The organism is Streptomyces sp. PU-14G (genome assembly GCF_041028275.1).
Classification (GTDB): Bacteria; Actinomycetota; Actinomycetes; order Streptomycetales; family Streptomycetaceae; genus Streptomyces.
Genome location: NZ_JASKYT010000594.1, coordinates 1 through 2,508 on the forward strand (window position 1 = coordinate 1; position 2,508 = coordinate 2,508).

Annotated in this window: 3 protein-coding genes; 1 reads left to right on the forward strand and 2 read right to left on the reverse strand. The window is 73.9% G+C overall.

What is annotated here, in order from left to right:
• The coding region (locus AB8Z75_RS33745) for a rhodanese-like domain-containing protein (protein ID WP_369208772.1) at positions 1 to 542 on the reverse strand (542 nt) is incomplete at its 3' end.
• Between the two features lie 76 nt (positions 543 to 618).
• Here AB8Z75_RS33745 and AB8Z75_RS33750 point away from each other — a divergent pair.
• Positions 619 to 900, forward strand: coding sequence for a metal-sensitive transcriptional regulator (locus AB8Z75_RS33750; protein WP_369208774.1), 282 nt, complete (start codon positions 619 to 621; stop codon positions 898 to 900).
• 90 nt (positions 901 to 990) lie between these two features.
• On the opposite strand, the gene AB8Z75_RS33755 is transcribed toward AB8Z75_RS33750, so the two are convergent.
• Positions 991 to 2,385, reverse strand: coding sequence for a rhodanese-like domain-containing protein (locus tag AB8Z75_RS33755; RefSeq protein ID WP_369208776.1), 1,395 nt, complete (start codon positions 2,383 to 2,385; stop codon positions 991 to 993).
• Between the last annotated feature and the right edge of the window lie 123 nt (positions 2,386 to 2,508).

A 2,508-nucleotide genomic window follows, 5' to 3' on the forward strand; every position in this document is an offset into this window, starting at 1 on the left:
GCTTCCAGGTCGGTTGCCCGCGGCCGGTTGTGGGGGAGGCGGGCCAGGGCGCGGGCCATGCCGCAGGTGTCGGTCAGGGCGGAGAAGACCAGCCCGCCGGCGACGCCCGCCGCTATCCACCGCGCCTTGGGCAGGCGGCGTGCGGCGAGCAGTCCGGTCAGCACGAGGGACCCGGCGGCGAGGCGGACCTGGCGTTCCATGGCCCATGTGGCGCGGGTGCCGGTGGACCGGTGGAGGTCGTGTCCGAGCCGGTCCCAGGCCGTCGTACCGCCGGTGAGGGTGGCGGAGTCGAGACCGTGCTCTGCCAGGCGCCGGGAGGCCTGCGCGGAACGGTTCCCCGAGGCGCAGACCATGAGCAGGCCGTGGCGTGCGGCGGCTGCCGTGAGCGCGTCGAGCGCGGCGTCCAGGTGGTCGAGGGGGACGTTGTGGGCGCCGGGCAGGTGTCCGGACGCGAATTCGCCCGGCGTGCGGACATCGATCACGGTCAGCTCGTCCAGGCGGGCGTGGGCCTGCTCCGGGGTCAGAGCGGTGGTGGCGGTCACGCGGATCTTTCCTTTTCTCTCGGGGGTCCCCCCGCGGGTACGATACCCGCAGGGGTATAGGGCGATAGGAGTCGTTGTGGAATTGACGATGGCGGCCGAGGAGCTGAAGACGGCGGTCAACCGGCTGCGCAGAGCGCAGGGGCAGATCGCCGGAGTGATCAGGATGATCGAGGACGGGCGGGACTGCGAGGAGGTGGTCACGCAGCTGGCGGCGGCCTCCCGGGCACTGGACAAGGCCGGTTTCGCGATCATCGCCACGGGCCTGCAGCACTGCATGGCGGACGCGGACGGCGCCGCCGCCGGCGACCGGGACGAGATGCGGGCCCGCCTGGAGAAGCTGTTCCTCTCCCTGGCCTGAGCGGCGGCCCGGCCAAGAGCGCGGCGGCCGTCCAGCCGGGGTTTCCGGAACGGGGCACTCGGGCGGAGCTTCCGGAGCGGTCCGCGTCGTTCAGTCGGAGCTCTCGGAGCTCTCGGAGCTCTCGGGGCGGGTGAGGGGCAGCCCGGCGTCCGCGGCGGCGTCGAAACCGTCGTCGACGGCGACCACCTCGCGTCCGACCGCGTCCAGAAGGGAGGCGGCGATCGCCGCCCGCATCCCGCCGGCGCAGTGCACCCAGACCTGACCGCGCGGCACCTCGGCGACGCGGTCGGGGAGCTGATGCACGGGAATGTGCACCGACCCCTCCAGGTAACCGCCCGCGCGCTCGGAGTCACGCCGTACGTCGAGCACCACGGGTTCACCGCCGCGGGCGCGCGCCTCGGCCAGATCGGTGAAGCGGGCGCGGGGGAAGGAGGCGAGCCGGTCGCCGTCCCGCACCCAGTTGCGCGGGGCGCCGGTGGCCGCGGCCGCCGGCCGGTCGATGCCCACCCGGGCCAGCTCCCGCTGCGCGGCGGCGACCTGCCCGGGGGTGTCGGCCAGCAGCGTGACGGGCTTGCCCCACGGGATCAGCCACGCCAGGTAGGTGGCCACCTTGCCGTCGCCTTCGAAGTTGAACGACCCGGCCACGTGGCCCTCGGCGAAGGCGACGCGGTTGCGCAGGTCCACCACCCACTCCCCGGCCGCGAGCCGTTCGGCGATCTGGTCGGCGTCCGCCCGCCGGGGCGGGGTGAGGTCGAGGGGGGCGGGTCCCGCGGCGTTGGCCGGGCCCATGTGCGTGTAGTAGGCGGGCACGTCGTCCAGTCCCGCGAGGAGTGCGGCGACGAAGGTGTCCACGTCCTGCGTCAGCGCGGCGTTCGTGCGGCGTTCCGCGCCGATGGTGGTGGTGTCCCCCTCGGTCTGGGAGCCGGAGCAGAAGCTGCCGAACCCGTGGGTGGGCAGCACCCGCACCTCCTCGTCCAGCTCGTCGGCCAGCCGGTGCGCGGAGGCGTGCTGGGCCCGGGCCAGCGGCTCGGTCAGCCGGGGCTCGACCAGGTCAGGGCGCCCGACCGTGCCGATCAGCAGTGACCCTCCGGTGAAGGCCGCCACCGCCTGCCCTTCCTGCTCCAGTACGTAGGAGGTGTGGTGCGGGGTGTGCCCTGGGGTGGCCACCGCGCGCAGGACCACGCCGTCGTCCACGGTGACGGTGTCGCCGTCGTCGACGGCGACACGGTCGAAGGAGACCGCGGCACCGGCCGGTACCAGGTAGTGGGCCCCCGTGACGCGGGCGAGCTCCAACCCGCCGGTGACGTAGTCGTTGTGCAGGTGTGTCTCGGCGACGTGGGTGACGCGCACCCCGCGCCGCGCGGCTGCGGCGATGACCTGGTCGATGTCGCGGGGCGGGTCCACGGCGACGGCGCCGGCCGCTCCTCCGGCCAGGTAGCTCCGATTCCCCAGCCCCTCGTACTCCAGCGTGTCGACGAAGAACACGGGCCGTACCTCCTCACGACGGCGATGCGGTGGCCGGCGTCTGCCCGGCCTTGTACCCCGGGGGGTATCTATGGTCACCGTAACAGGGATACGGGCGGGGGTATTCCGGGGGCGCTCCTCGGG